At 61.9% G+C, this 24,647-nt stretch carries 17 protein-coding genes; 5 read left to right on the forward strand and 12 right to left on the reverse strand.

From position 1 onward, the window contains the following. Positions 1-3: 3 nt before the first annotated feature. Positions 4-1,416: an acyl-CoA reductase gene (locus SX1_RS07495; RefSeq protein WP_026149568.1), complete on the forward strand. Its 1,413-nt coding sequence runs from the start codon at positions 4-6 to the stop codon at positions 1,414-1,416. 8 nt (positions 1,417-1,424) lie between these two features. Then, a complete protein-coding gene (locus tag SX1_RS07500) occupies positions 1,425-2,492 on the forward strand; it encodes an aldo/keto reductase (RefSeq protein ID WP_254908159.1) in 1,068 nt (355 codons plus the stop codon). On the opposite strand, the gene SX1_RS07505 is transcribed toward SX1_RS07500, so the two are convergent. The 9 genes from SX1_RS07505 to SX1_RS07545 all read right to left on the reverse strand — a co-directional run bounded on the left by SX1_RS07505 (position 2,493) and on the right by SX1_RS07545 (position 16,908). Next, entirely contained in the window at positions 2,493-4,205 is a 1,713-nt protein-coding gene (locus SX1_RS07505; protein WP_019052477.1) for an N-acyl-D-amino-acid deacylase family protein, read from the reverse strand. A gap of 14 nt (positions 4,206-4,219) precedes the next feature. Continuing rightward, a complete protein-coding gene (locus tag SX1_RS07510; RefSeq protein ID WP_019052478.1) occupies positions 4,220-5,677 on the reverse strand; it encodes an acyl-CoA reductase in 1,458 nt (485 codons plus the stop codon). Between the two features lie 8 nt (positions 5,678-5,685). Continuing rightward, positions 5,686-7,101, reverse strand: a complete 1,416-nt coding sequence (locus tag SX1_RS07515; protein ID WP_019052479.1) for a long-chain-fatty-acid--protein ligase — start codon at positions 7,099-7,101, stop codon at positions 5,686-5,688. Positions 7,102-7,253: 152 nt separating this feature from the next. After that, a complete protein-coding gene (locus SX1_RS07520) occupies positions 7,254-8,138 on the reverse strand; it encodes a helix-turn-helix domain-containing protein (RefSeq protein ID WP_019052480.1) in 885 nt (294 codons plus the stop codon). An 84-nt stretch (positions 8,139-8,222) separates the two neighbouring features. Further along, complete coding sequence (locus SX1_RS07525) at positions 8,223-9,506, reverse strand: spinster family MFS transporter (protein WP_019052481.1); 1,284 nt, start codon at positions 9,504-9,506, stop codon at positions 8,223-8,225. Positions 9,507-9,879: 373 nt separating this feature from the next. Next, on the reverse strand, positions 9,880-10,128 hold the full coding sequence (locus SX1_RS07530; protein WP_019052482.1) for a hypothetical protein: 249 nt from the start codon (positions 10,126-10,128) through the stop codon (positions 9,880-9,882). Positions 10,129-10,293: 165 nt separating this feature from the next. Next, positions 10,294-12,726 carry a TonB-dependent receptor gene (locus SX1_RS07535; RefSeq protein ID WP_019052483.1) on the reverse strand — a complete coding sequence of 811 codons (2,433 nt, stop codon included), beginning with the start codon at positions 12,724-12,726 and terminating at the stop codon, positions 10,294-10,296. Between the two features lie 296 nt (positions 12,727-13,022). Beyond that, positions 13,023-14,417, reverse strand: a complete 1,395-nt coding sequence (locus SX1_RS07540) for a phosphotransferase (RefSeq protein WP_019052484.1) — start codon at positions 14,415-14,417, stop codon at positions 13,023-13,025. A 118-nt stretch (positions 14,418-14,535) separates the two neighbouring features. Further along, on the reverse strand, positions 14,536-16,908 hold the full coding sequence (locus SX1_RS07545; protein WP_019052485.1) for a TonB-dependent receptor: 2,373 nt from the start codon (positions 16,906-16,908) through the stop codon (positions 14,536-14,538). A 348-nt stretch (positions 16,909-17,256) separates the two neighbouring features. On the opposite strand from SX1_RS07545, the gene SX1_RS07550 reads away from it, so the two are divergent. The 3 genes from SX1_RS07550 (at position 17,257) to SX1_RS07560 (ending at position 21,370) form a co-directional block, all read left to right on the forward strand. Then, positions 17,257-18,168: an SMP-30/gluconolactonase/LRE family protein gene (locus tag SX1_RS07550; RefSeq protein ID WP_019052486.1), complete on the forward strand. Its 912-nt coding sequence runs from the start codon at positions 17,257-17,259 to the stop codon at positions 18,166-18,168. A gap of 92 nt (positions 18,169-18,260) precedes the next feature. Next, positions 18,261-19,883: a GMC family oxidoreductase gene (locus SX1_RS07555; RefSeq protein ID WP_019052487.1), complete on the forward strand. Its 1,623-nt coding sequence runs from the start codon at positions 18,261-18,263 to the stop codon at positions 19,881-19,883. Then, positions 19,880-21,370 (forward strand): aldehyde dehydrogenase family protein, encoded by a 1,491-nt coding sequence (locus SX1_RS07560; protein ID WP_019052488.1) that lies wholly within the window; start codon positions 19,880-19,882, stop codon positions 21,368-21,370. The genes SX1_RS07555 and SX1_RS07560 overlap by 4 nt, the downstream gene beginning before the upstream one ends. Before the next feature lie 9 nt (positions 21,371-21,379). Here SX1_RS07560 and SX1_RS07565 read toward each other — a convergent pair whose 3' ends face one another. The 3 genes from SX1_RS07565 to SX1_RS07575 all read right to left on the reverse strand — a co-directional run bounded on the left by SX1_RS07565 (position 21,380) and on the right by SX1_RS07575 (position 24,549). Then, positions 21,380-22,135, reverse strand: a complete 756-nt coding sequence (locus tag SX1_RS07565) for an SDR family NAD(P)-dependent oxidoreductase (RefSeq protein WP_019052489.1) — start codon at positions 22,133-22,135, stop codon at positions 21,380-21,382. A gap of 106 nt (positions 22,136-22,241) precedes the next feature. Continuing rightward, complete coding sequence (locus SX1_RS07570) at positions 22,242-23,417, reverse strand: hypothetical protein (protein ID WP_228227149.1); 1,176 nt, start codon at positions 23,415-23,417, stop codon at positions 22,242-22,244. After that, positions 23,404-24,549 (reverse strand): sulfotransferase family protein, encoded by a 1,146-nt coding sequence (locus SX1_RS07575; RefSeq protein WP_228227148.1) that lies wholly within the window; start codon positions 24,547-24,549, stop codon positions 23,404-23,406. Before SX1_RS07575 ends, SX1_RS07570 begins: the two co-directional genes overlap by 14 nt. Positions 24,550-24,647 lie beyond the last annotated feature (98 nt).

Here is a 24,647-nt window from a genome sequence, read left to right on the forward strand (position 1 = left end):
GACATGCTGCATGAAATCATCGCCGACAATGATCGGCTGCTCGTTCCCCATGTGATCAAGGGCGCGGTTCAACTCGACGCCGCCGTGGAGCACCGGTCGCGGGCCAGCGGCTCGACGGTCATGACCCCGTCGATCGATCTGGACTCGCTGATCTGGCCGCGAAGTCAGCCCGGTCCCGCCTTCGACACGCCGCTTGCGGAGATCGTGGATTTCCTCGTCGAGGTCGGCAAGGCGCTCGTTTTCGACCGGAATATCCATCTTCAGGAGGCCGCCGCCTATAATCTGCGCTGTAACAGCCTGGGAGCGCGCATCCTTGAGAATTGCTACCGCGACATCGCCTGGTTCTTCGCCCGCGACGCGGTCGAGGCGGAGGCTGAACAGTCGCTGGGATCGCTTAACCTGCTGGATGGATGGGGGCGACGCGACATTCAGGGCACGGCCTTCGACATCCGCGCCTTCCCGCCGCGCATGGTGCATGTTCTGGCCGGCAACGCCCCGATCGTGCCGCCGGTCACGATCGTCCGAGGGGCGATCAGCAAGGGCGTCCACCTGCTGAAAATGCCGTCCAACGACATGTTCACCGCGACCGCCCTTTTGCGGACTATGGCCGATGTCGGCCCCAACCATCCGGTGACGCGGTCCTTTTCCGCCGCTTACTGGCGCGGCGGGGATGCCAGCATCGAAAATCACATCCTGCGCTCGCAATATTTCGACAAGCTCGCCGTCTGGGGCGGCGAGGCGGCGGTGCGCCATGCCATGCAATATGCCGCGCCGGGCTTCGAGATCATGTCCTTCGATCCGAAGGTGTCCATCTCGCTGATCGGTCGCGAAGCCTTTGACGGCATCCCCCTCGCGACCGTCGCCGAAAGAAGCGCGGCCGACATCATCGCCTTCAACCAGGATGCGTGCAGTTGCGCTCGCTTCCAGTTCATCGAGGGATCGGACGATCAGGTCGACCGCTATTGCGAAGCGCTGGTGGAGGCGATGGGCCAGGACATCCGCTATGGCGCGGGACCCGACGGCCCGCTGCCCCCCGCCATGCTGATCGAGGAAGTGAACATGCTGGGCAATCTGGAGCCCATCTATCGCCTGTTCGGGCGGCCCGACGGCCGGGGCATGGTTATCCGCTCCAGCGAACCGGTGTCTTTCAATCCGGGCGGCAAGCTCGTCAATGTCGTCACCGTCGATCGGCTTGCGGACGCGATCCAGCATGTCACCGTCGCGACCCAGTCGGTCGGCGTCTATCCCCCCTCCCGCATCGCCGAGGTGCGCGACGGGCTTGCCTCGGCGGGCGCCCAGCGCATCGTCGGCCTCGGCAACATCAACACCGGAAAATTCGGCGGCCTGCCGCACGATGGGGGATGGCCCGTGCACAAGATGATGCACTGGGTCGTCACGGAAGCAGCGAAAGATTGAACCAGATCATGACACAGACGACTCTTCAGGCGCTGTCGCTCGACAGCTATCGCCTGCTCGGCCGCTCGGGCCTGCGCGTTTCTCCGCTGACGCTCGGAACCATGACCTTTGGCGAAGAATGGGGCGCCGACGAGCAGGAATCCCGCCTTATCTTCGACAGCTATGTCGACCAGGGCGGCAACTTCATCGACACGGCTGGCTATTATGCCGACGGCGCATCGGAGATATTGACGGGCAAGTTCGCGGAGGCGAAGCGCGAACGGCTGGTTCTTTCCACCAAATATTCGCTGACCCGCTCAGTCGGCGATCCCAATGCCGCTGGCAACAGCCGCCGAAACATGGTGCAGACGGTGGAAACGAGCCTCAAGCGGCTGAAGACGGATCGGATCGACCTGTTCTTCCTGCATGTCTGGGACGATATGACGCCTGCGGACGAGATTTTGCGCGCGTTCGACGACTTGGTGCGGCAGGGCAAAATCCTCTATCTTGGCCTGTCGGACACTCCCGCCTGGCAGATGGCCCGGTTGCAGACCCTGGCGGAATTGCGTGGCTGGAGCCAGCTGGTGGCCTTGCAGTCCGAATATAATCTGGTTGAGCGCACGGCCGAGCGCGACCTTATCCCCGCCGCCAAGGCGCTGGGTATCGGCGTCATGCCCTGGTCACCGCTGGCGAGCGGCATGTTGTCGGGCAAATATGCGACGGGTGGCAGCGCCCATGCCGGCGAGGCTGGCGGCCGTGGCTCCCTGCTCGAAGCGGCAGGCCGCCTCGATGCGCGCGTGGTGGCCATTGCGGACGCGGTGAAGGCCGTCGCCGACGAGATGGGCGTCACCTCGGCGCAAGTGGCGATCGCCTGGACCCTTGCCAATCCGGCAGTCGTCTCTCCGCTGCTGGGCGCGCGGACGATGCGGCAATATGAAGACAATGTCGCCGCGCTTGGCGTCAGGCTGGAGCCCGCGCAGCTGGAACGGCTGGACGCGGTAAGTCGCACGCCGCTCGGCTTTCCGCATGATTTCCTCGCCTCACCCTTCATCCGCCATGGGCTGACGGGCGGCACAAACATCCGGCCGCGCGCTTGATCAGGCGGCGCGGATGAGCCTTCCGGGACGCGCGCCGGTATCGGCGCCGTCCCGCCGGGTGATGACCCCGCTGACCATCGTGGCGCGATAACCGGTGGCCTGCTGCGCCAGACGGCGCCCGCCGCCGGGCAGATCATGCACGACATGGGGGGCATGCAAGTGCAGCGCGCCATGATCGATCAGGTTGATGTCGGCCTTCAATCCCGGCTTCAGCCGCCCCCGGTCCCGCAATCCCAGGAAGTCGGCATTGTCCGCGCTCAGCGCCTTGACCGCCGCCGGGATCGTTAGTTGCTCGCCAGCCCGATCGCGGGTCCAATAGGCCAGCATCGTGGTCGGATAGCTGGCATCGCAGATGATGCCATAATGCGCGCCGCCGTCGCCCAGTCCCACGATGCTGTAGGGATCGCGCATCATGGCCAGGGCAGGGTTGAGCGACCTTTCCGCATAGTTGGAAAAGGGCATCAGGATCAGCGCATGGCCATCCTGCTCCAGCATCAGATCATAGACCAGTTCGACCGGGCTGACGCCGCGCTGTCCGGCCAGCGCGGCGATGCTCTGGTCGGGTGACGGCTCATAATCGGGCTCGGCTCCCAGCGGATAGATATTGTCCCATGTCCGCAGCAAGCGATGCAGCGGCGTCGGCGTCTCGTCGGGCTCCTCCGCGATCAGCCGGGCGCGGAAGGCGGGATCGCGCATGATGGCGACCTTTTCCGCCAGCGGCCGGTCGGCGATCGCACGATAGCTTGCACAATGGCTGAACGCGTTGGCCGACGTCGACAACCCGCACATCGCGCCCATCGGCCGGGGGAAAACCTGCGCCAGCACTGGCGCCGCGCCGCTGCGATTATGTTCGGCCAGCGCATCCATGGTGCGCCGCCAGCCCTGCGGATCGGTCGACCATTGGGCGAGCGAATAGGTCAGCGGACGCCCCGACGTGCTGGTCATGCGCTTCATGAGGTCGAGATCGCTGGCCCAGTCGGCGGTATCGAGATTGGGGATCATCTGCAGCACGCCGCGCCCCGCATCCCCGACCGATCGGGCGATCGCCACCAGTTCGTCGCTGTCCGCTTGAAAGGACGGGATGAACGCCCCGTCACCGCGCCGGTGCACCAGCGAACGGGATGTGGCAAAGCCAAGCGCCCCGGCCGCCATCCCCTCCGCCACCAGTTGCGCCATCCGCGCCACATCCGCCGCCGTCGCCGGCTCGCGATCCAGCCCGCGCTGGCCCATCGCATAGACCCGCAGGGGGGAATGGGGAATATAGGCGCCGACGTCGGCGTCCCATGCGCGCGCTTCCAGGGATTTCAGATAGTCTGGGAAGCTCTCCCAGTTCCAGGGCAGACCCTTGGCCATCACCGCTTCGGGAATGTCCTCCACCCCCTCCATGACGTTGACCAGCGCCTCGCGGTCCTCCGGCCGGCACGGCGCGAAGCCGACACCGCAATTGCCAATAACGACGGTAGTGACACCATGGTCGGTGGACGGCACCAAACTATCCGTCCATGTGACCTGCCCGTCATAATGGGTATGAACATCGACGAAGCCGGGCGTGACGAGGAGGTCGCGGGCGTCGATCTCCTCTCGCCCCCGCCCGACGTCAACACCGATTCTCGCGATACGTCCATCAACGATGGCGATGTCCGCCTCGAACGGATCGCCGCCCTGCCCGTCGACGATCGTGCCGCCCCGGATCACCAGATCAGCTTTCACCATGTCCGTCGCTCCTCTCAGCCTGCCAGCGCAGCCAGCATCTCGCCCGATGCCTGTTCTTCCGTGACCCACTTCACCATGCGGCGGACCGGCTCGATCGCGTCCTGCCTTTCCATATTATGCTGCATCGTCGCAGCCCCGCCCAGCGATACGATCCGCTGCGCGCCCTGAAAGGCGAGGCGGTCGCGCAGCTCGTCCTTGAGGCTTTCGGGAAAGATGCCGATCGTCTGGGTATAGGCGTTGACAGCGCTGACGGCCGTTTCCCGGCTGTCGATAGGCACGATATTGCCCACCCGGCATGCGAGCGTGCGGGAAAAATCGACCGGATATTCTTCCTGGCTCACGATCACCGCGCCTTCGTTGGTGCGGCCCCCGAAGATGCGATAATCCTCGTCGTTGAGGCGGATGCCGTCGATCTCGGCCTTGAGCGCGCCGTCGAACGCCTTGTGCGGCGTGCTCAGATGATCGGGCAGGCGCTGGAGCGCGTCGAAGGTCATCTGCCCCAGCCGATTGGCACACTCCAGCCCGGCTTCGTCCGTGCCGCATTCGACATAGATGACGCGTGCGGACACGCAGCCTTCCTGATTTTGCGCGCCGATATCGAGCGCCAGACGGCGCGCCACCTGCTCTAGCGTCTCCTCATCGGCGAAGGCTTCGCGACCGATGATCGTCCCCGACAGCTTGGGGTCCTGGGTGATGAGGTCGATGCCCGGTTGCAGATAGCGCGTGATATGCTTGACCGAATCGAACCCGCCCCAGGCAACGATCTTCTCAACGCCGCGCGGATCGTAGATTGCCGACTCCACCTGATCGTCGCCGCCTTTCCAATAGGCGACGGAGACATGTTTCGACAGCGGATGGTCGGGGTCCATCTCGACCATGGTGCGCACCAGTGCAGCGGCCGTCAGCGGATCGTTGGATGGCAGCTTGATGATCGCATCGGACCGGGTCAGTGCATTGCGGATCACCGTCAGGATCGACACGATCGGTGCATTGCCGGCGATGACATGCACGGTCCGCGCACCGAAGGCGCGCGTGCGGGCGGTGAGGCCGGAAAATCTGCCAGCCCCCTGATCCACCCAGCCTTCCAGATATTCGACGCCGCAGGAGCGTTCCATCATCCGCCGCATTTCGGTCCGATCGAAAGCCGCGCCGATATGCTGGAAATGGACGCGCAATATGCTCTCCGACAGACCGGAGGTCAGGCAGGACAGGCGAAACGCCTCCTGCAAATGCCGGTTCTGACCGAAATCGAGCCGCTGTCCCAAAGCAACGAGGAAATCGAGTATCTCCTCAAAGCTCAGTGCATAGAGATCGGCCATGGCCGAAGGCGTGCGCAAGGGCAGGTGCGCGACATGCCTGGCGATGTCCGGCGCCGAAAAGCTGACACCGCCCCGGCGGCCGCCATAATCGATGTCGGCATCATCGATAATCTGGCCCCGGATGATCAGGGGCACGCGGAATGGATCAGTCATGGCTCTACTCACATCGACAGTTCGGCAAGAAATTCGAGAGCGCGGTCGTGCGCTTCGGGCGCGCCGGCGCAGACGATGCGGTCGTCGCCGCCTTCCTTCTCGCTGTAGCGGCGTACCGGCGGAATGACGTGCGGCCCGGTGCGGCCGCAGGCGCAGGGCTTTTCCCAGCCCGCCAGCGTGATCTCGTCCCCCGTCACCAGCCCGGCCCAATAGGTGTTGGGCATCAGGTCGAACGAGGCGAAGCGGCCGGTCAGGCCGTCCTTGCGGGGCAAGGGCTTGCCCGTCGCCGGGTCGAGGAGGAACGGGATCTGGATCGGCGGGATGTGATAATGGCCATGCTCGCACATCATCGACAGACCCATCTGTTCGGATGTGGCGTACATTTCATAGATGGTATCGAAACCCAGAAACTCGAGCACGCGCTCGCGCCAGTCGTCGGGCAGTTCCTTGCCCTTCTTGCCACCGCCGGTCAGGAGCACGCTGCCCTTGCCGAAGACGTTCTTGAGGCCGCGCTTCAGCCCCTCCTCCGCCCAGTCGTAGAGGATCGCCCACATCGCCGTCACATAGACGTCGCGCCCACCGAAGCGTCGCTGCGCCTCGCTGAAGAAATGCTTGAGATCGTCGGGCCGACGCCGCTCCAGCTCCAGCAGCGCCTCCCGCCGTTCCAGCAGGACCGGCGGAATGTCGATCATGCCCGCCTCACCCCGCGCCTCTGCCGCGCCAAGACGGCCGCCCAGTGACGCGATGTCGGCGCTGAACCGGGCATTGGGATAGAGGAACAAGGTGTTTTCCTCGCCCTTGGCATAGAGATCGACCTGGATGCCGTTGCCGCGCTGCATCGCGGCCGCGCCATAACGATAGCCCGGAATGATGATCGGCATCCCGTCCTTCACAATGTCCCGACCCCGGTCCGGCCACCAGTCGCGGATGATGACCCCGGAATGGACGATCGTCTCGCGCCACTGCTTCTTGCTGCGGGGGACGAAGCTCAGCTTACCTGTGGTGCCCGACGTATGCTGGACGGTCAGGTCTGTTTCCGCGTCGAGCAGGTCGATCCAGTCGTCGATCGTCTCGATACCGCTGGCATCGACATGAGAAATGTCGCTGGTCGTCAGGCCAGCGAGCCATTTGGTGAGCTTGTCGAAGCGGCTGCGCTCCAGATAGCTGATCGGATAGGATTTGTAGACGGTGTGCGGAAACAGAAGTGGCGCCAGATCGTCGATCGTCTCGATGGTCTCGATGCCCTGCTCCCGCGCCAGCTTGTCCAGCACCGACAGGCCCGGCCGCAATTCGGCAAAGCGCTTGCGCGCGCCTTCCAAATGCAGCCTGTCGATCTCCTCGCGGCTGAGCGTGAAAGCCTGCGCATAGGGCGCGTCATGGAAACTGGTGGGATCGGCGATCAGTCGATCGAGATAGCTGGTCATGGAGAAAATCCGCCTTTCTGTCGGGGACGGATTGTGGCGACGGCGGGGCGCTCCCCGCAATGCCGATGCCTACCGCCGGAGCGCCCAAACATCGCCAGGGGGACATGATGCAACAGATGGGTTGAGGATGGAGTATTAGTTGAGAGGCGGGCTCAACGCGATGCGCCACGGTCTTCGCGATATTCGCGTGGCGTCATGCCGGTCGCCTTGCGGAAGGCTGCCGAGAAAGCGGCGGCGCTCTGGAAGCCGCATTTGCCGGCGATTACCTTGATCATCGCCTCGTCGCGGACAAGCAGGTCTTGCGCACGCGCGATCCGGCGGCTGGCGATATAATCGGTCAGGGTTATGCCGGTGGTGGCCCGGAAAGTCCGAATCAAGTGGCGCGGGCTGGTACGAATTTCGGCGGCCAGATCGGCTACCGAAAGCATCTCGGCCAGATCGGCCTCTATCTTATCCTTGATGCGACGCAAGCGCCAGCCGGGCATCTGTCCATGTGCGCTACGATCATATTGGGCGTGGCGAAAATGCCGGCACAGTTCGACGACGAGCATCAGCGCCATACTTTCGAGCAATATATCCTGCCCAAAGCCAGGGTTGCGCAATTCCTCCACCAGACGGGCAAGTCCCTGACGCACCCGACCGATCTGAACATCCTGACATGCAGCCAGATCGGCGACGCTGTCATCCTCGAACAGTTGCATCGCCCGGTCGTTTTCAAATGTCAGACACAGCAGGCTGTGTTCGCCCGGTTCGCTCAGGGTCGCAAATGCGCCACCCTTGGGCAGGAAGACGACATCGCCTGGCGGGTCTGCCAGTTCGCGTTCGCTGTTGAAGAAACGAGCAGTGGGGCAGCGCGGGCCGATGGAAAAATCCAGATAGTAGGAATCAGGTTGAAAAACCGATCGGCTGCTCTGGGTCCATCCGAAGTGACGGATATCGGCGAAAATGCCATTCGCATGGAACCGCCGTTCCACATGGAAATGCGATGCAGTGTGCGGGGCACAAAGCGGCGGACCAAGATCGGCTTCATGTCGCATCCTCAACCTCCTCGCCATCGATCAAATCTTGGCTCGATCCTGAAGCGCAGGATCATTATTTCCCTGTAGATCGCGAATGGCAAGTCAGTGCCGATCATGGTCGTGCACGTCCGCGACTACCCATCGGCTCGCCAATGCAAACAGACCGGCGGCCAGTATGAAGAAGCAGGATCCCAGGCTGAGCGACAGGCGCAGCCCCTGCGCGCTTGCCGCCTCGCAGGCCGCGACGGCCCGCTTGGCGCATTCGGCCAGGCTGAGGCCTGCCGACACCCGCGCACTTTCCCCCAATATGTCGCTGGTAAGGCCGATCAGCGGCGGACCCAATCCATAGCCTAATATGGAACTTGTGGCGATAATCACGGCGGAGGCCATGGCGCGCATATGCGGGGGCGCCACATCCTGTCCGTGCGCATACATGGCAGGCATGTAGAAATGCTGCCCCATGGATCCGAGCACCATCAACGCCACCGCAAGGCCAACCGTCGGAATCTGAAAAGCGAAGGCATATAGCGCCCCACACCAGAGCAATCCTAAGGAAGGCAACCAGGCCTTGATTCGCGGGCAGCGGCGCGCACCCAGGTCCATCATCGGGCCGCCCAGCAGCGTGAAGACGATGCCGACGCCACCGATCACCAACCCCATCAGTGCCGAAGCATTGGCCAGGGACAGACCATGTCCGCGCATCAGAAAGGATACCATATATTGTTGATTGGCATAGCTGCCGATCCCGGCGACGCCCCCCGCGACGGCCACCAGGGCGAAGCTGCGCCGGGCCAGCAACTGGCGGACTGTGTCGATGAAAGACGCGGCATGATGCGATCGGAGCTGGCTGCGCGGCGGTTCCGGCACGGTGGCGCGGAACAGTAGAGCGATGACGATGCCTGCCATCCCGCAGATTAGGAAAGCCGTGCGCCACCCATAAGCGGCGATCAGAGCACCCCCGCCCACCGCTGCGACGATGGCGCCGAAGGGACCAGCGACCGCGAAGATGGCAATGGCGGTCGTTCGACGTCGCGCGGGGAATGCGTCGGAGATCAGAGAATGCGATGCCGGCGTGCATCCTGCTTCGCCAATGCTGACGGCGGCTCGCCCGACGAGCATCTGGACGAAATTGGCTGCAATTCCGCAAAAGGCCGTCATGGCGCTCCACAATGTCAGCGAAATGGCGATGATCCCCACCCGGCGACCGCGGTCCGCCGCGCGCGCGATCGGGAAACTGAAGACCGTGTAGAGTATGGCGAAGGCGGGTCCGCCAATCAAGCCCAGCTGAAAATCGCTGAGATGGAGATCGACCTTGATCATTTCCTGGGCGACCGAGAAGAGCAGTCGATCAATATAATTGAGGCAATTGAGTAGAAACAGCGCCACAATTGTCCACGATAACAGTGGTCGCCTGCCGGCGGAAAGCGATGCGTTTTCCGCTATCGGTTGCGGACCTGCATCCACTATTGACGGATTGTGCATCACTCATCCTATTTCATTTTTATCGACTGTAATGAAAGCTATGCCAACACTGCACACTATGCCTCCGCCACGACTATCGCCGGGACGACGGATGTCGCGCCGGAGACATATTCCTTCCCATATGGCTCCCCGTCGATTTCCCGGATAGTGCGCAAAATGCTGGCAAAGGGGGATTTACGATGATCGCAGTCCGCGCGCCCGCCATGTCGATCTGCGGGCCGCCGCTTGGCAAAGTCGCGCCACGCAGGACCGCATCATGATCCAGTCGATCGGCATCTTACAGGCAGCGACGCCGTTTCCCGCCATATCGCTTCCCGCAATATTCGCCCAGATCGCGCATATCCTTCGCAGCAGCTGCAGCCTGGTGTTGCTCGCAGGGAAATTCCTTTTCACGCGCCTCGACACGCTCGCACAATTCTTCGATATCGCATCGTGAAAGAATGTTCTTTTCACGCAAATAGCAGACCAGGCTTTGCAATATGATCAAAGCCTTGTCGCCACTGTCCACCGATTGACTGATATCCATTTTTCGACCCTGGACCTTGAAATACGGCATAACTGCTCGTTTCTTGACCGGGCAGTTATGCAGCAGATCAGCGATGGAACTCCTGACGAAAGATAGGATCGTTCACACAGGCCGGATCGGATCCATGAGTGAAGTGGACGAAGCCACATCACCCATGCCCCTATGTCAGAAGCGATAGGAAACCGTTGCGCCCCATGTGCGCGGCGCTGCGGTAAAGCCGATCGCGGTGCCGAAGGTGCCATAACCGTTGAATATGGCGTTATAATATTTTGCCTGCGTCAGGTTGCGCCCCCAAAGGGTGAACTCCATTCCGCCGTCGAGCTTGAAATTCAGGCTTCCGTTCAGCACGCCATAGGCCTTGAGCCGACTGAAGCTGTTCTGCGTATCGATGAAGCTGATAGCCGCCGCACGCTCCGCCGCATCGTTCACACCATCGTTGAGCGCCGGTGTCGTCAAATCCGCAGTGGCATAGTCCTGGTAAACGGCAGAAGTGTAGGCATAGTCGGCATGCAGCGCAATTTCGCCGCCTTTGACCGGGAAACGCTGCGTCGCGCCGATGTTCCAGGTCCAGCGCGGCGCGCGCGGAACGACCTCACCGCTACGATCTACCGTACCGCCCAGGCCCGCCGCAGTGAATGATCCCGCAGCATATTTCGGCTTAAGCCAGGACAAGGCGCCGCTCAATTCCATGCCCTGCCACGGAATGAGCGTACCTTCAAATTCAAGGCCATAGGCCTTCACATCGCCTGCATTCTGAACGAACTGGGTCAGATTAGCGCCAACCAGGGCATTGACGACATTCTGGGCGCCGTTGCGCCAAATGTAGAATCCAGCAAAATTAGTTCGCAGATGCCGATCGAAAAAGTCGCCCTTGAAGCCGATCTCGGCATCCTTCACCTTTTCCGGCGCAAAGGAACTCGCATCGGGCGGGGTCGGACGCGAATTGAGACCGCCGGCCAGTGCGGCGCCACCCGTCTTTGCATAGATGAGCTTGCCGTCTCCCAGTTCGTAGTCGATGCTGGCAAGCCAGGCGGGATAATCAAATTTGGCCGTCACAGGATCCGTGCAATCCGGACCGGGGGCGACCAGATTTGCATTAGCACCCACGGCGCATAGCCCCGTAGCGGGCAACGTGATCAGTCGGCCGTTGGAGAGGAACGAACCGGAAAAGCCCGGAATTCCTCCGATATAGCCCATGCGGTTGATCGAACGCTTGTCCCAGGTATAGCGGAATCCGCCGGTCACGCGCAGCCGTTCGGTCAGGCTGTAGTTGACTTGGGCGAACAAGGCTTTCGATTCCGACTTGTATGTGGCCAGGTTGGTATTGGCCGGGGCCAGGTTGAAACCGAAGTCGGTATCCTGGAAGACGAGCGACTGGGACTGCTCATCGCCCGTTTCCTTGAAATAGAAACCGCCGAAAATGAACTCCAGCTTCCCCAGGTTACCGGAGAATTGCAGTTCCTCGCTACGCTGCTTTTGCGAATAGTCGCTCGCATAAGATGCGATCTTGGCGGGCGTGCCGTCAAGATCGGTACCATCCCCGGTATCCGCCTCGCGATAGGCCGTTATCGATTTGATCTTAACGTCGCCCAGATCATATTCGATGGTCGCACGGACACCCCACGTCTTGTTATAATTATATGGCGTATCGATGTTGGCGTTGCCCGTGTCGGGATCATTATATGTTCTGTAAAAGCGGCTCTTGCTCTGAAGGAAGCTGGCGATGTCGAATTGACCGGAATATAGTGCGAGCGCCGGTCCGGTCGGGTTGATACCGCGCAGAGCGACGTTATTGTATGTATCTTTGATATTGGCATAGTCGGCCGACAGGGATACGGTCATCGGGATCGCGGACGGCTCCCAGTTCAGCGTGGCACGGCCCGCGATGTCGTGATCGATACGGGCCGCATCGACCCCTCTTATCGGATTGTCGCCAAAACCCTTGCCCCTCTCGCCATAGCGGCCAGCCAAGCGCAAGGACAATTCATCGCCCGAAATCGGCAAGGTCAGCGCGGATTCGATGGACCAGCTTTCATAGTTACCGATACGTCCGGTTACATAGCCGCCGAAATTTCCATCCGGCTGCACAGTTGTCATGTTGAGGGCGCCACCCGTCGTGTTGCGTCCGAACAAGGTTCCCTGGGTTCCGCGCAAGACCTCGACCGAAGCCAGATCGAGAAGTCCGAGATTCCCGGCGATAGGTCGCCCATAATAGACGCCATCGACATAGATGCCGACCGCAGGATCGGAAAATGAGTTAGGGCTGTTCTGCGCATTGCCACGGATGGCGAGATATATGAGCGATGCGTTGCCGGTGCCACCGGATTGCACCGACAAACCCGGCGCCGCCCGGCCCACATCCGCCACTTCGACAATCTGCCGTTCAAGCAGCGCAGTCGGATCGAGCGCCGTGACGGCAACGGGAACCGTCTGAAGATTTTCCGACGTGCGGCGAGCCGTCACGATGATGTCGCGCACGCCGCTATTGTCATCACCGCTCGCACTTTGCTCGACCGCTTCTGCCGCGTGGCTTACGCCTGCACCACCGACACCCAATACCGTGCCGGCCATCAGGATTGCGCGGAATATTTTAACCATTTCATCCCCTCCACTATTAATATTATTAAATAACGGAATTTAATTACCATTTTTATTATTATTTTTATGCATTTATATTAATGGCACTAAGAGAAGAAATATTATATACTTATATTATATTACCGATCTAAGGCCGCGAATATGATCTTGAAAACTAGATCAGTGCGATATTGGGCAGTATATTAAGTACTTTACCGTTTCGCCGTCGCCGGTTATTTCACCCTCCGAATTTTATCGTTTCATACGCAGAAGACACATACCGTCGGATAGGTATCCTGACCCAGAGGCCCACGCACTTACCCCCGTAGCAAGGGCTCCATGGGCACCAGAACAAGATGATCGGCAGGCGCATCGGGACCTGCGATCACCAGGCATTGTCGCAGCATCCGCCGGTGAAAGAAGCGCGTCAGGGCGGCATGGTCGGCAGGCGTGCTCTTTTCGATGAAGCGCATCAATGCGGCCTCACCCGCGGCGGCATCGGCATAGGCCGTACCCAGCAGCGCCTCGACGTCCTTGCCATCCTCTTCCCGCAGCCAATCGCGATAGCGCAGCTGGTTCCGCAGATAGTGAGGGATCGAGGCAAGGATATTACGTTGCCAGCCCTGTAGCGATCCGCTTTCCGGCAGACGTTCGATCTCCGCCTGCAATTTATGAAGTGCCAGATCATTCTGGTCGACGGCGGCGGGCGGCGGAAGCGCAATGTCGTCGAGCGCCACGCCCAATATCTCGGCCAACGCCTCCATACATCGCCGTCCGATCATCGACACCTGTACCGCTGCCTCGACCCAATCGCCGCCGCGCCCCTTTTCGTGCATCCCGAACAGGGGACCGTAAATGGCTTCGGCGAGGAAGGACACGGTGTGATAGGCGATCGCGTCAAAATCGAGAGGTACGCCGATCGCCGTTTCATAGTGACGGAATAGAGCGGCGACGTCGCCCATATTCTCGATCGGGTGGCGCCCCCGGAAGCACGCGAGATCGCGCATGGGATCGCCTAGATGACCGATTTCCACATCCAATATGCCGGTAACCTGAGTACCGTCCGAAAGGAACTGGCCGCAATCGCCCGTGACGAAGGAGATGGATTCCCGATGTCGGGGATAGTTTCGGCGCAGCCATCGCGCGCAAAATTCCAGCAGCGGATCGGTGATGCCCTGCTCGACCGTCATGGCATGAAAGCGTTCGAAATTATGCAGGGCGATCTCGCGCGCACTCTGCGGCAAATGGGCTCCGCCTTCGATGAAAGCCTGACTTGGCAGGCTGTGGATGTCAGCCAATATCTCCATATAGCGTAGCGATGCGGCCCACCGATCCTCGGTCATCACCGACGCGCTTTCGATCGCCTCCTGGACCAGGCCGGGATCCCGGCCGCCTTCTATCCATTCCATCACGATGGTGTTGGGTTGGTCGCACATGCCCAATATGGCGGGAATGGGAATGCCATTTTCATGCAGTGCGCGCTGCATGCCCATTTCATACACAAGCGGATAGGGATGGGTCGGCCAGGTGCGGTCGCCCTTGAGCAGAAAGTCGCGCTTCACACCATTTTGCTGCGCGCTGGCGCGCCAGACCGGGCGCCAGCGCCGCTGTTTTTCGAGCACGACTTCAGAACAACCCAGGACATCCTCAAGCCATCGGCTGAGCTGTTCGCGGCTTTCGGCCTGATCCTGATCGGCTTCGGTCTGCGCCATCGACGGTCCTCTCCATAGTCTTTTTCTGTCCATTATGGCCGGTGCGCCATGCGCCTTTTATGGGCCGGGCGGCCGTTGCGGAAAGATCGGGCTGACGCACCGTTTTTAGTGCCTGCCCTCAATCGCCAAACCGATAGCGAACCTCCACGCCATAGGTCCTCGGCGCGCCATAGAATCCACTGAATATCCCGAGCGCGGCCGATCCGACATTGCTCGACGCCAGATATTTCTTGTCGAACAGGTTGCGCACGAAAAAGCTGATGTCGGCGTTGCTGCCGCCAACGCCGTTCAGGTCCAGCCGTCCGTTGACCAAGTCATAGGCGGGCAGGACCTGGTCCGAAGACCGTACCTTGCTGGAATGATAATAGTCCAGGCTGAACACGGTTTCCGCCAGCGATGGCGGCACTGGCAACGTCCAGCGCACGCCAGCCGTAACCGTCGTCTTTGCAACCAGATTGAACGGCACCTTGAGCGCTGCAAGATAGGATTGGAGATCCGCAGGCACCGTCAGCGACCGCGACTTGAGGTCCAGGAAGGTCGCACCGGCGTCGAGGGACAAGGTCGATGTCGGCTGGATACGGGTCGAAAGGTCGATGCCCGCCACCCGGGTCTTGCCGGCGTTGACGAGCAGCGTCCCGCCGCTTGGATCGTTGCTGGCGTCGCAATCGCCGTCCGGTGATTTTGGCGGATTGATCCCGCCCGGCGTGGTCGTGCTGCAGCTCGCCTGGGTGTTGAGGCCCGAAATCGGCACCTGCACATTATTATACCAGCCGACAAAGGGTGATGCGTTGAACTGCAGCTTGACGTCGCCCACGGTGAAGTCGGAGCGGATACCGACCTCCACATCCGTCACCTTTTCCGGGGCGAAGGACTGGAAGGGCGCCAGCCGCCCGGCCAGCGTCGGGCTGTTAATGCCGCCAGCTCGATAGCCCCGGCGCGTGATCGCATAGAGGAAGATCGCATCCGACGCCTTCCAGTCGACGCCCAGTTGCCAGGTCAGCGCCTTGGACGAGGTCTTGTTGACGCTCGAATTGCGGATCGTTGCCGCGCCGTCCGCGCATTCTTCCGGTGAAACGACAGGCTGATTGCTCAGGCCGCCGCCAACGCAGGCCTCGATCTTGTCCCAGGTGTGACGTACGCCCAGATTGACGCGCAGGCCGTCGGCGATTTCATAATTGACATTGCCGAACAGCGCCCGGCTCTTTTCGCTGTAAAAACTATAGTTGAAGCGAGCATCGGTAATACCGGGTAGGGTGAAGACCGGAATATAAGTGCCCGACGGCCCGAGCGGCTTGCTGTCCAGGTAGAAGGCCCCGACCAGCCAGTCGAGACGATTGCCGAGTGCCGATCCCTTCAATTGCACTTCGTCGCTGATCTGCCGGACGTCGGATGTCTGGCGCCCACCCACGATCGTCACCGGAAGCCCGGCAGGGATCGCGCCGCTTCCATCAGCGATCAAGGTGGGCAGTCCATCCACGCTGGAATAATAGTCGACCTTGGTGCGCCGATAGCCGAAGATATTGACGAAGGTGAAGTCATCCGACAGATCGAACTCGGTCCGGTTGGTGATGCCGAAACGCTTGACCTTTTCGAACGCGTCGACGTCCGAATTGATTACGCGCGGCCCGCGCGCGCGCTGCAAGGCCAGTTGCGCCAGAGCCGCCGCCGCCGTGCCCGTCGCCGTCAGCCCGTTGGGACCGGGCAGCACATTCGTCAACACCGACGCGCCGCCGACCGCATCATTATGGTAATAATCGACGATGAGCGTGTTGCGGAACGCGGCGCTCGGCTCGAACAGGATAGAGCCGCGGATCGCTTGCGAATTGAGGTCGTCGGGGTCGCCGCCGATGCCGATATTCTTGGTCCAGCCATCGCGCTTCTGGATCTGGCCGGCGATGCGGATGGCCAGCGTGTCGGACGTCAGCGGTATATTGACGGCGGCTTCCAGCAGCCGGGCGTCGTAATTGCCGTAGGACGCCTTGGCATATCCCCCCAGCTTATAGTCCGGCGCCATCGGATAATAGAGGATCGCGCCGCCAGTGGTGTTACGGCCGAACAGCGTCCCCTGCGGCCCCTTGAGCACCTGAACGGACGAGAGATCATAGGTCGGAATGCTGGACCCGACCGTAGGAGACGGCACTTCGGCCAAATAGCTGATGACGCCCGGGGCGCTGTTGCCGGCCAGCGCCTTGGACTGGCCACGAATGGAGAAATTGCTGTTCTCGCGCCCGCCCGAACCCGCCAGGAATACGCCCGGCGTCTTGATCAGCAGATCCTGCGTATCGCGGATATTGGCCTGCCGCAGCGAATCCGCGCCGAAAGCCACGACCGAAACCGGCGTCTCCTGAATATTCTCGGCGGTGCGGCGCGCCGTCACCACGATGTCGCTGGTAGCGCCCTCCTGCGGCGCGGCGTTCGACGACTGCGCCAATGCCATTTCCGATGTCGTCAGCAGCAACCCTATCGGCAGCATGAAACCGGTTATCTTCATTTTTCTCCTCCCTGGCGGTCAAAGGATGACCATTGTCTTTGAAAGCCGGTCTGTCGCCAGCCTGTCCTGTTCATGAGATCAACGATGGATAGCTGACGCCCTGCCCCGCGCGCCAATGCTCGACGATCGCGCTTTTCTGGCAGTTGAATATGCCGATCTGTCTGGGCACTATGCCGCCATCCCCTCCGCATTTCCCCGATGGATCAGGTGTGAGGCGGATTAGACGCCAATCCGCGCTTTCAATTACCTGTCGAAAGGTGGGTCCGATGTCCGATCACGCCGATATCCACCAGATATGAGGATAAGGACGGTCCGCAGATACCTTCGGTCATGTGGGGAGAGGACGAGATGACCTGCTTTGCAAACGGGCTGCTGATGCCTGAGGGACCGATTGCGCGGCCGGATGGCGGCCTGCTGCTGGTGGAAGTACTCGGCGGTCGCCTGTCCCGCCTTGGCCCGGACGGTGCGCGCACCACCCTCGCCGATCTGGGCGGCGGTCCCAATGGCGCGGCGATCGGTCCCGACGGGCGGATTTATGTCTGCAACAATGGCGGTTTCGAAAAGATGATCCTGCCGAACGGCGACCTCCTGCCGATCGAGGCGCCTCTTGATACGCCACCCGGCACTATTCAAGTCGTAGATCCCGTCACCGGCGCTTTCGAAACCTTATACGCATCCACCGAAGCTACTCCCTTCTGGGGACCGAACGACCTCGTCTTTGACGAAACGGGCGGATTTTGGTTCACCGATTTCGGCAGGGATCGCGGCGCGGCGCGAATGCGGGGTGGCCTTTATTATGCCAAGGCCGACGGGTCGGACATCCGACTGGTCGCCGGACCATTGGATGGGGCGAATGGCGTCGGCCTATCGCCAGATGGACGCACCCTCTACGTCGCCCTCACCTATGAAGCGCATCTGCTGCGCTATCGATTGTCAGCGCCTGGTATAATCGACACGACGGCGTCGCCGACCCCGGACGGGCACAGCATCGTCGGTCGGGCCGGACCTGGTCAATTTCTCGACAGCTTGGCTGTCGATAGCGCCGGACACATCTGCTGCGCCTCGCCCGGCCAAGGCGCCATATTGATCTTTCCTCCCGAGGGCGGAACGCCTCAGCAGATCGAAACGGGCGATTTCCTCACGACCAATATCTGCTTTGGCGGCAAGGACGGGCGGGTGGCCTTCGTCACGCTGGGCAGTTCCGGCAAGGTCATATGTATCGACTGGGACGCCCCCGGCCTGCCTCTCGCATTCGGCTGACCTTCCTCTTAAATAGCGCCTCCTGCCCGCCGACAGGTCAAGCAAGGCAGCCATTGTTGTTCTCTCGCGCCATGCCCCGGAAAAGAGCGACCATGTCAGCTGATTGTTATGACTATATCATCGTCGGGGCGGGGTCTTCCGGCTGCGTGCTGGCCAATCGACTGTCGGCAGACCCGACCGTCAAGGTACTGCTGGTGGAGGCGGGACCGGACGACAGCAGTCCGTTGATCGCCATGCCGCGCGGTATCGGCAAACTGCTGGCGCCGGGCAATCCCCATGTGTGGGATTACGCCGTATCGCCCGGCGGCAACGCACCCCAGGAAATATGGCTGAAGGGCCGCGCGGTTGGCGGGTCCAGTTCGGTCAACGGCATGGTCTATGTGCGGGGCGCTCCGGCCGATTATGATGGCTGGGAAGCGGCAGGCTGCACAGGCTGGGGCTGGCAGAATATAGGCCGATATTTCGTCTCTCTGGAGGACCATGCGCTGGGCGCCAAGGCGTGGCGCGGTGCCGGCGGCCCCCTCAAGGTCAGCGTCCACCCTTCCGGCGACCCGCTGTGCGAAGCCTTCCTGACAGCCGCCGAGCAGGCCGGCACGCAACGGGTGGACGACATGAACGACATGCCGGCCGTGACCCAGGGCGGCATGGGCTATCAGCCGACATCCACCTATCGCGGCAAGCGCTTCTCCGCCTCCCGCGCCTTTCTGAAGCCCGTGCGCGGCCGCCCGAATCTGGATGTTTTGCCGCAGACTGACGCCCTGCGTATCCTGTTCGACGGACAGCGAGCGGGCGGTATCCTGCTGCGCAACAAGGATGGCGTGCAGGAGGTCGCCGCCCGGCGGGAGATCATTCTTTCCGCAGGCGCGGTGCAGAGCCCTAAGCTGCTGCAATTGTCGGGCATCGGTCCCCGCGCCTTGCTCGAATCGCTTGGCATCCCGATCGTCGTTGATGCGCCGGGTGTCGGCGCCAACCTTCGCGAACATCGCTATTTGGGTTTCAACTACAGGGTCCGGGGGAACAGCCTGAACCAGAAACTGTCCGGTGTCGGCCTTATCCTGTCAGCTTTGCGCTATGCCTTCGGGTCGACTGGGCCGCTGACCCATGCAGCGCATGAAGTGGGCGGCTTCGTCAAGACCGATGCCACGCTCGACCGGCCCGACGCGCAGGTCGGCATGGGCCTCTACTCCTTCCACACGGACGACAGGGGCGCGGTGGCGCTCGACCCCTATCCCGGCATGACCATCATTGCTTATTATATGCGGCCCGACAGCCAGGGCCATGTCAGGATAAGTTCGGCCGATCCGGACGTCCCGCCGGTCATCGACGCCAATCATCTGGCGACCGATGCCGACAGGAGCCATTTCGTTGCCCTGTTTCGCTGGCTCCGTCGCCTGGCGCAACAGCCCGCGCTCAAGGACTGGATCGTCGAGGAAACAGGCAAGACCGTCGACATAGAGGCGGACGAGGACATTCTTGCCAACGCGATGGCCCTTGGCGGCACATCCTTTCACATTTGCGGGACATGCCGCATGGGCGCGGATGAAACCTCCGTCGTCGACCCCCAGCTTCGCGTGCGCGGCGTCACCGGCCTGCGCGTCGTCGATACCTCCATCATGCCGACGATCGTATCGGGCAACACCAATGCGCCGGCCATGGCCATCGCGCTCAACGCCGCGGACATGATCCTGCGGCCCAGACAGGAAACCATGCCATGACCGTGCCGTTCACGACGTTCGACAAGCTTTATATCGATGGCGCCTGGGTCGATGGCGGGAGCGAACGCGACGCCATCATCAATCCCGCCACCGAAGCGGTGATCGGCCACGCGCCGGTGGGTAACGCCGCCGCCGTGGACGCTGCGATCGCAGCCGCGCGCGATGCGTTCGACACGGGCATCTGGCCACGCATGGCCATGTCCGAACGCGCGACCTGTCTGCGCCGGATGCATGCCGCACTGGATGCGCGCAGGCAGCAGATCGCGGCGCTGATCATCGCGGAAGTCGGCTGTTCACAGGGCATCACCCAAGGCATGCAGGTCGCTAATCCGCTCGACCATCTGCTGGCCGCGGTCGAACATTCGACGCGCGACGACAGCGTTCGCCTGCCCATCGACATCACCCCCGATCCCTTCAATCCCGACGGGCCGAAGAAAATAGGCGGGACGACCGTGGTGCGCGAACCGGTGGGCGTGGTCGCGGCCATCACCGGTTATAATTTCCCCTTTCTCATCAATCTGGCGAAGATCGTTCCCGCGCTGCTGGCCGGCAATACGATGGTGCTGAAGCCGTCGCCCTTCACACCCTTTTCCGCGCTGCTGTTCGGGGAGATCGCCGAAGAGATCGGCCTGCCCAAAGGCGTGCTGAACATCGTTACCGGCGGACCGGAGGTTGGCACGACCCTGACCTGCGATCCGCGCGTCGATCTCGTCACCTTCACCGGATCCGAAGGCGTAGGCGCCGCTATCATGGCGCAAGCCGCCCCCACATTGAAGCGCGTGCATCTGGAACTCGGTGGAAAGTCCGCACTGATCGTCCGCCAGGATGCCGACATCGCCCGCGCCGCGGGCATGGCGGTTGCAGTGCTCTCGGTCAATGCGGGCCAGGGCTGCGCCCTGCTCACGCGCCTCGTCGTCCATAACAGCATCAGGAAAGCGTTCGTCGAAACCGCCTGTGCCATCGCCAGCCAGTTCAAAATCGGCGATCCTGCCGATCCCACCGTGGCGATGGGGCCGCTGATCCGCGAATCCCAGCGGGAAAAGGTCGAAAGACTGATCACCATCGGCCGCGACGAGGGCGCGCGGATCGTGCATGGCGGCGGGCGTCCGGCCGGTCTCGACAAGGGCTTCTTCACCGACATCACGATCTTCGACGATGTCGACAACAAGATGACGATCGCCCAGGAAGAGGTGTTCGGTCCGGTCGGCTGCGTCATCGGCTTCGATACCGACGAAGAGGCGATCCGCATCGCCAACGACAGCCGTTATGGCCTGAATGGTGGCATCGAAACCGCAGACGCTGCCAAAGGCTATGAGATGGCGATGCATATCCGTGCGGGCAGCGTCATGCTCAATGGTGGCACTGGGCGTATGACCTATGCGCCCATCGGCGGCTACAAACGCTCGGGCGTGGGCCGGGAATATGGTCCCGACTGGCTGCACGAATATCAAAATCAAAAGTCGGTCTTCTATCCTATCGGCGGATAGAGCCGCTGCCTAACCTGCGGTAATGCCGCCGTCGACCGCCCAGCAGGCGCCATGCACATGACGCGCCCGATCGGAAGCCAGGAACAGAAGCGGCTCGGCCACATCCTCGGGCGGACAGGGCGGCCGCATGCCGGTGTAGCGCGCGAGGAGCCGGGGATCGGCGAAATCGGGGAAGGACATGCCCTGTGTCATTTCCGTCCGCATCGGGCCAGGCGAGAGGATGTTGATCCGCACGGGACTGTCCATCATCTCCATCGCGAGCGACAACGTCAAACCGACCAGTCCGAATTTGGAGGCGGTATACGGCGCCAGATAGGCCTGCCCCATGAAACCGGCGGTGGAGGCCACGCAGATGATATTCCCGCCGCTCTCGATCAGGTGCGGCATGGCCGCCTGCATGAGAAAGAAGGGGCCGGACAGGTTGGAGGCAATGGTCCGGTTCCATTCCTCCTCCTTGATGTCCGCCAATCGGTGAAACATGACATCGGCGGCGATATTGCACAGCACATCCAGCCGGCCGAATGCCGTCATCGCCCCTTCGATAGCCTCCCTACAGCCATGCGGCTCGCCAAGATCGCAAGCCAGCTCGACACACCGGCCACCCGCGTCGCGGATCAACCGCCCGGTCTCTTCCAGCTTGGCTCGGCTGCGCCCGACAAGGCACAGTGCCGCGCCTTCCCGCGCGAAGGCGAGGCTCGCCGCGCAGCCCAGGCCCGACCCGGCGCCGGTGACCAGTACGACCTTGCCTGCAAAGTCCATCCGCATATCCTCTTCCAAAACGGGCCGTCGGCGGGGTTAGAATGCCACGCTGATGTCTGCCATAAGGGTGATTAAGGCGTGGCCAACCTTTCCCCGGATGGGGTTGATCCCCTCACCAGCGCCGTCGCCATTGCGCGCCGCGCCGACGGTTACGGATCATCTCATCCCGCTGCTCCGGCGTGACAAGCGGCGTGTCGGCGGGAAGATGCGAACGGAGTTCCGCAGCCGGCACGATCCTGAGCGTCGGCTCCGGCCCGGAACTCGCGCCGGTCCAGCGCAGCATCAGCGATCCTTCATTGCGTCCGGCCGGATCAAGCCAGTTGGGCACGCCCGGATCGTCCAGTGCGATGACGGCCCGGAAGCGGCCGTCGCCGTCCAGACGCGCCTGCGCCGCGTTGAGGCTGCTCTGATGGTTCATCCAGTCGATCGTGTTCCACAGCGGATCGTTGAGCTGGACGTTCCAGTAACGCACCTGATCGGGCACCGCCGTGTCGATGATCATCGCCTCCCCCGGCTCCAACCGGAAGATGCCCTGATAATAATGCTGCCCGGCCACGCCGCCGCGACCGGCCCAGTCATCATATTCCAGCCTGTTGACGAAGCCCTGCGCCCGCTGCCGCTGGCCATAACCCAGGGCGAATGCGGCATAGCGTTCGACGAACGCTGACAGGCGATCGAGCCGATGGACGATCTCGGCTGCGGGCACCGGACCGCCGCCCACGCGCCGGTCGACCCGTTCGATCGCGATGCGTAGATCGCGCCCCACGCCCCAGTCATAATAGGCATGGCGCAAGCCGATCGTGACCGCGCGCGGGTCTAGCGGAAACCAGTCGCCCGCATGATCCGGCCGCTCCCCGCCCAACACGATGTCGAACGCCCCGTCCGGTCCCAATGTGCAGGCATCCAGATCGATCATGCCCACCGAAGGCCCGAGATCTTCCATCGGTCCCAGACCGCCCGCGACCAGATCAAGGAACACGAAAACCCCGTCCCCCCGCGTGCCCGACAGCCTGTAGACGCCGCTGCCGTCGATCCGCGCCGCGCCATAGATGAAATCGGGATTGACCCCGACCGTGTTGAGGATGCTGCTGACCGAGGGTACGAAATCGGGATGATCGGGATCGGCGAAGGCCGTCTGATAGCCGGTGGCGAGGATAGCGAACAACAGGCGGTGCGCCTCGGCCCGGGCCTGTGGATCATCGGGATCGGCCAGCCTGTCCAGCATGCCTTCCGCCCCCACCATCCGCTCCAGCCAGGCGCGCCACTGGGACGTTTCAGAGATAGGCATGGTAGGTCTCGATATATTCGGCGAACCTGTCGCTCACCTGTTCGGCGGTCAGACCGTAATCGGCCAGACTATAGCTGCGCGGCCCATGCTTGCCCGCCGGATTCTCCCGCAGCCAGCCCAGCATGCCCTTTTCCGACTCCGGCGTGAAATCCCAGCCGAAATGGTCATAGGCGGCCCGGATGGTCGAGACCGGGTCGGCGACGATGTCCTTGTATCGCATGTCGTAAATCGGCAGGTCCGGATGCGCCCTGCGATAATCCATGCAGAACTTCACCCCATCCCACCAGAGTTGCAGGAACTCGGCGCCCAGCGCATGCAGATCGAGTTGGTCGTAGGACGGTCCACGAATGACGCTGATCAGTTGGGAGATCGAGGCGATGACGGTGGTCGGGTCGCGATGGGGCTGAATGAAGATCGCATCGGGATAGACGCTACGCAGCGCGGGGAGCTTATACATATGCTCCTGAATCTTGAGCACCCAATGCCTGCCGGGATGCCGCCAACCCAGATGCTGAAGCCACATCTTGTGGACCTCGTAGCGAAAGGTCGCGTCGATGCCCTTGAACCAGTCGTAGAAGCGCGGGAGATGCTGGAACATGCACGGATTGCTGCTCTGAAAGGAGGTCGTCATGAACGATCCGCATTCCTGCGGGATTTTGGCGCCCAGCGGATGGGCTTTGAGCAATTCGTCGGCATCACCGCCCAATTGCGCGCGCAAATGTTCGTCGAACCGGGAGATGCGCGGGTCCGTGTCGGCGGTTGCCGCTTCGGGAGGAGGCGATGGTTCGGCCACTTCCCACATCAGCGGCGTGCGGATCTGCGGGTCGCCTTCCATCAGGGCGTGCAGGAAACTGGTGCCGCACCGGGGGAGGCCGAGGATGAAAAGCGGCTGCCTGATTTCGACATCGGCAATGTCAGGATAGCGCGCTCGGTCGTCGGCGATCGCCTTCAGCCGGGACAAGTCATCGGCAATGATATGCAGTGCACGCACATGGCCATTGGCGTTAAGTGCCCGGTCTTCCGCCATTGAGGCAAGCAGTTGCTCCAGCCCCGGCCGCACATTGTCGCGTAAATAATCGGGCAGCGGATACTGCGCCAACAGCGCGTCCGCGTCCGGAAATTCAAATGTCATTGCCATCCTCTCTCAAACTGGTCTGACGACCATTTTGGGCAGGATGACTGGTCCAGACACCGATGAAAAGCCCAGGTGCCATCGATGTCGCCTATCGG

The organism is Sphingobium xenophagum NBRC 107872 (genome assembly GCF_000367345.1).
GTDB classification, from domain to species: Bacteria; Pseudomonadota; Alphaproteobacteria; order Sphingomonadales; family Sphingomonadaceae; genus Sphingobium; species Sphingobium xenophagum.

Coding starts and splice junctions, on each gene's coding strand:
- SX1_RS07495 (WP_026149568.1), top strand. CDS start 4: ATGCTGCATGAAATCATCGCCGACAATGATCGGCTGCTCGTTCCCCAT.
- SX1_RS07500 (WP_254908159.1), top strand. CDS start 1,425: ATGACACAGACGACTCTTCAGGCGCTGTCGCTCGACAGCTATCGCCTG.
- SX1_RS07505 (WP_019052477.1), bottom strand. CDS start 4,205: ATGGTGAAAGCTGATCTGGTGATCCGGGGCGGCACGATCGTCGACGGG.
- SX1_RS07510 (WP_019052478.1), bottom strand. CDS start 5,677: ATGACTGATCCATTCCGCGTGCCCCTGATCATCCGGGGCCAGATTATC.
- SX1_RS07515 (WP_019052479.1), bottom strand. CDS start 7,101: ATGACCAGCTATCTCGATCGACTGATCGCCGATCCCACCAGTTTCCAT.
- SX1_RS07520 (WP_019052480.1), bottom strand. CDS start 8,138: ATGCGACATGAAGCCGATCTTGGTCCGCCGCTTTGTGCCCCGCACACT.
- SX1_RS07530 (WP_019052482.1), bottom strand. CDS start 10,128: ATGGATATCAGTCAATCGGTGGACAGTGGCGACAAGGCTTTGATCATA.
- SX1_RS07535 (WP_019052483.1), bottom strand. CDS start 12,726: ATGGTTAAAATATTCCGCGCAATCCTGATGGCCGGCACGGTATTGGGT.
- SX1_RS07540 (WP_019052484.1), bottom strand. CDS start 14,417: ATGGCGCAGACCGAAGCCGATCAGGATCAGGCCGAAAGCCGCGAACAG.
- SX1_RS07545 (WP_019052485.1), bottom strand. CDS start 16,908: ATGAAGATAACCGGTTTCATGCTGCCGATAGGGTTGCTGCTGACGACA.
- SX1_RS07550 (WP_019052486.1), top strand. CDS start 17,257: ATGACCTGCTTTGCAAACGGGCTGCTGATGCCTGAGGGACCGATTGCG.
- SX1_RS07555 (WP_019052487.1), top strand. CDS start 18,261: ATGTCAGCTGATTGTTATGACTATATCATCGTCGGGGCGGGGTCTTCC.
- SX1_RS07560 (WP_019052488.1), top strand. CDS start 19,880: ATGACCGTGCCGTTCACGACGTTCGACAAGCTTTATATCGATGGCGCC.
- SX1_RS07565 (WP_019052489.1), bottom strand. CDS start 22,135: ATGCGGATGGACTTTGCAGGCAAGGTCGTACTGGTCACCGGCGCCGGG.
- SX1_RS07570 (WP_228227149.1), bottom strand. CDS start 23,417: ATGCCTATCTCTGAAACGTCCCAGTGGCGCGCCTGGCTGGAGCGGATG.
- SX1_RS07575 (WP_228227148.1), bottom strand. CDS start 24,549: ATGACATTTGAATTTCCGGACGCGGACGCGCTGTTGGCGCAGTATCCG.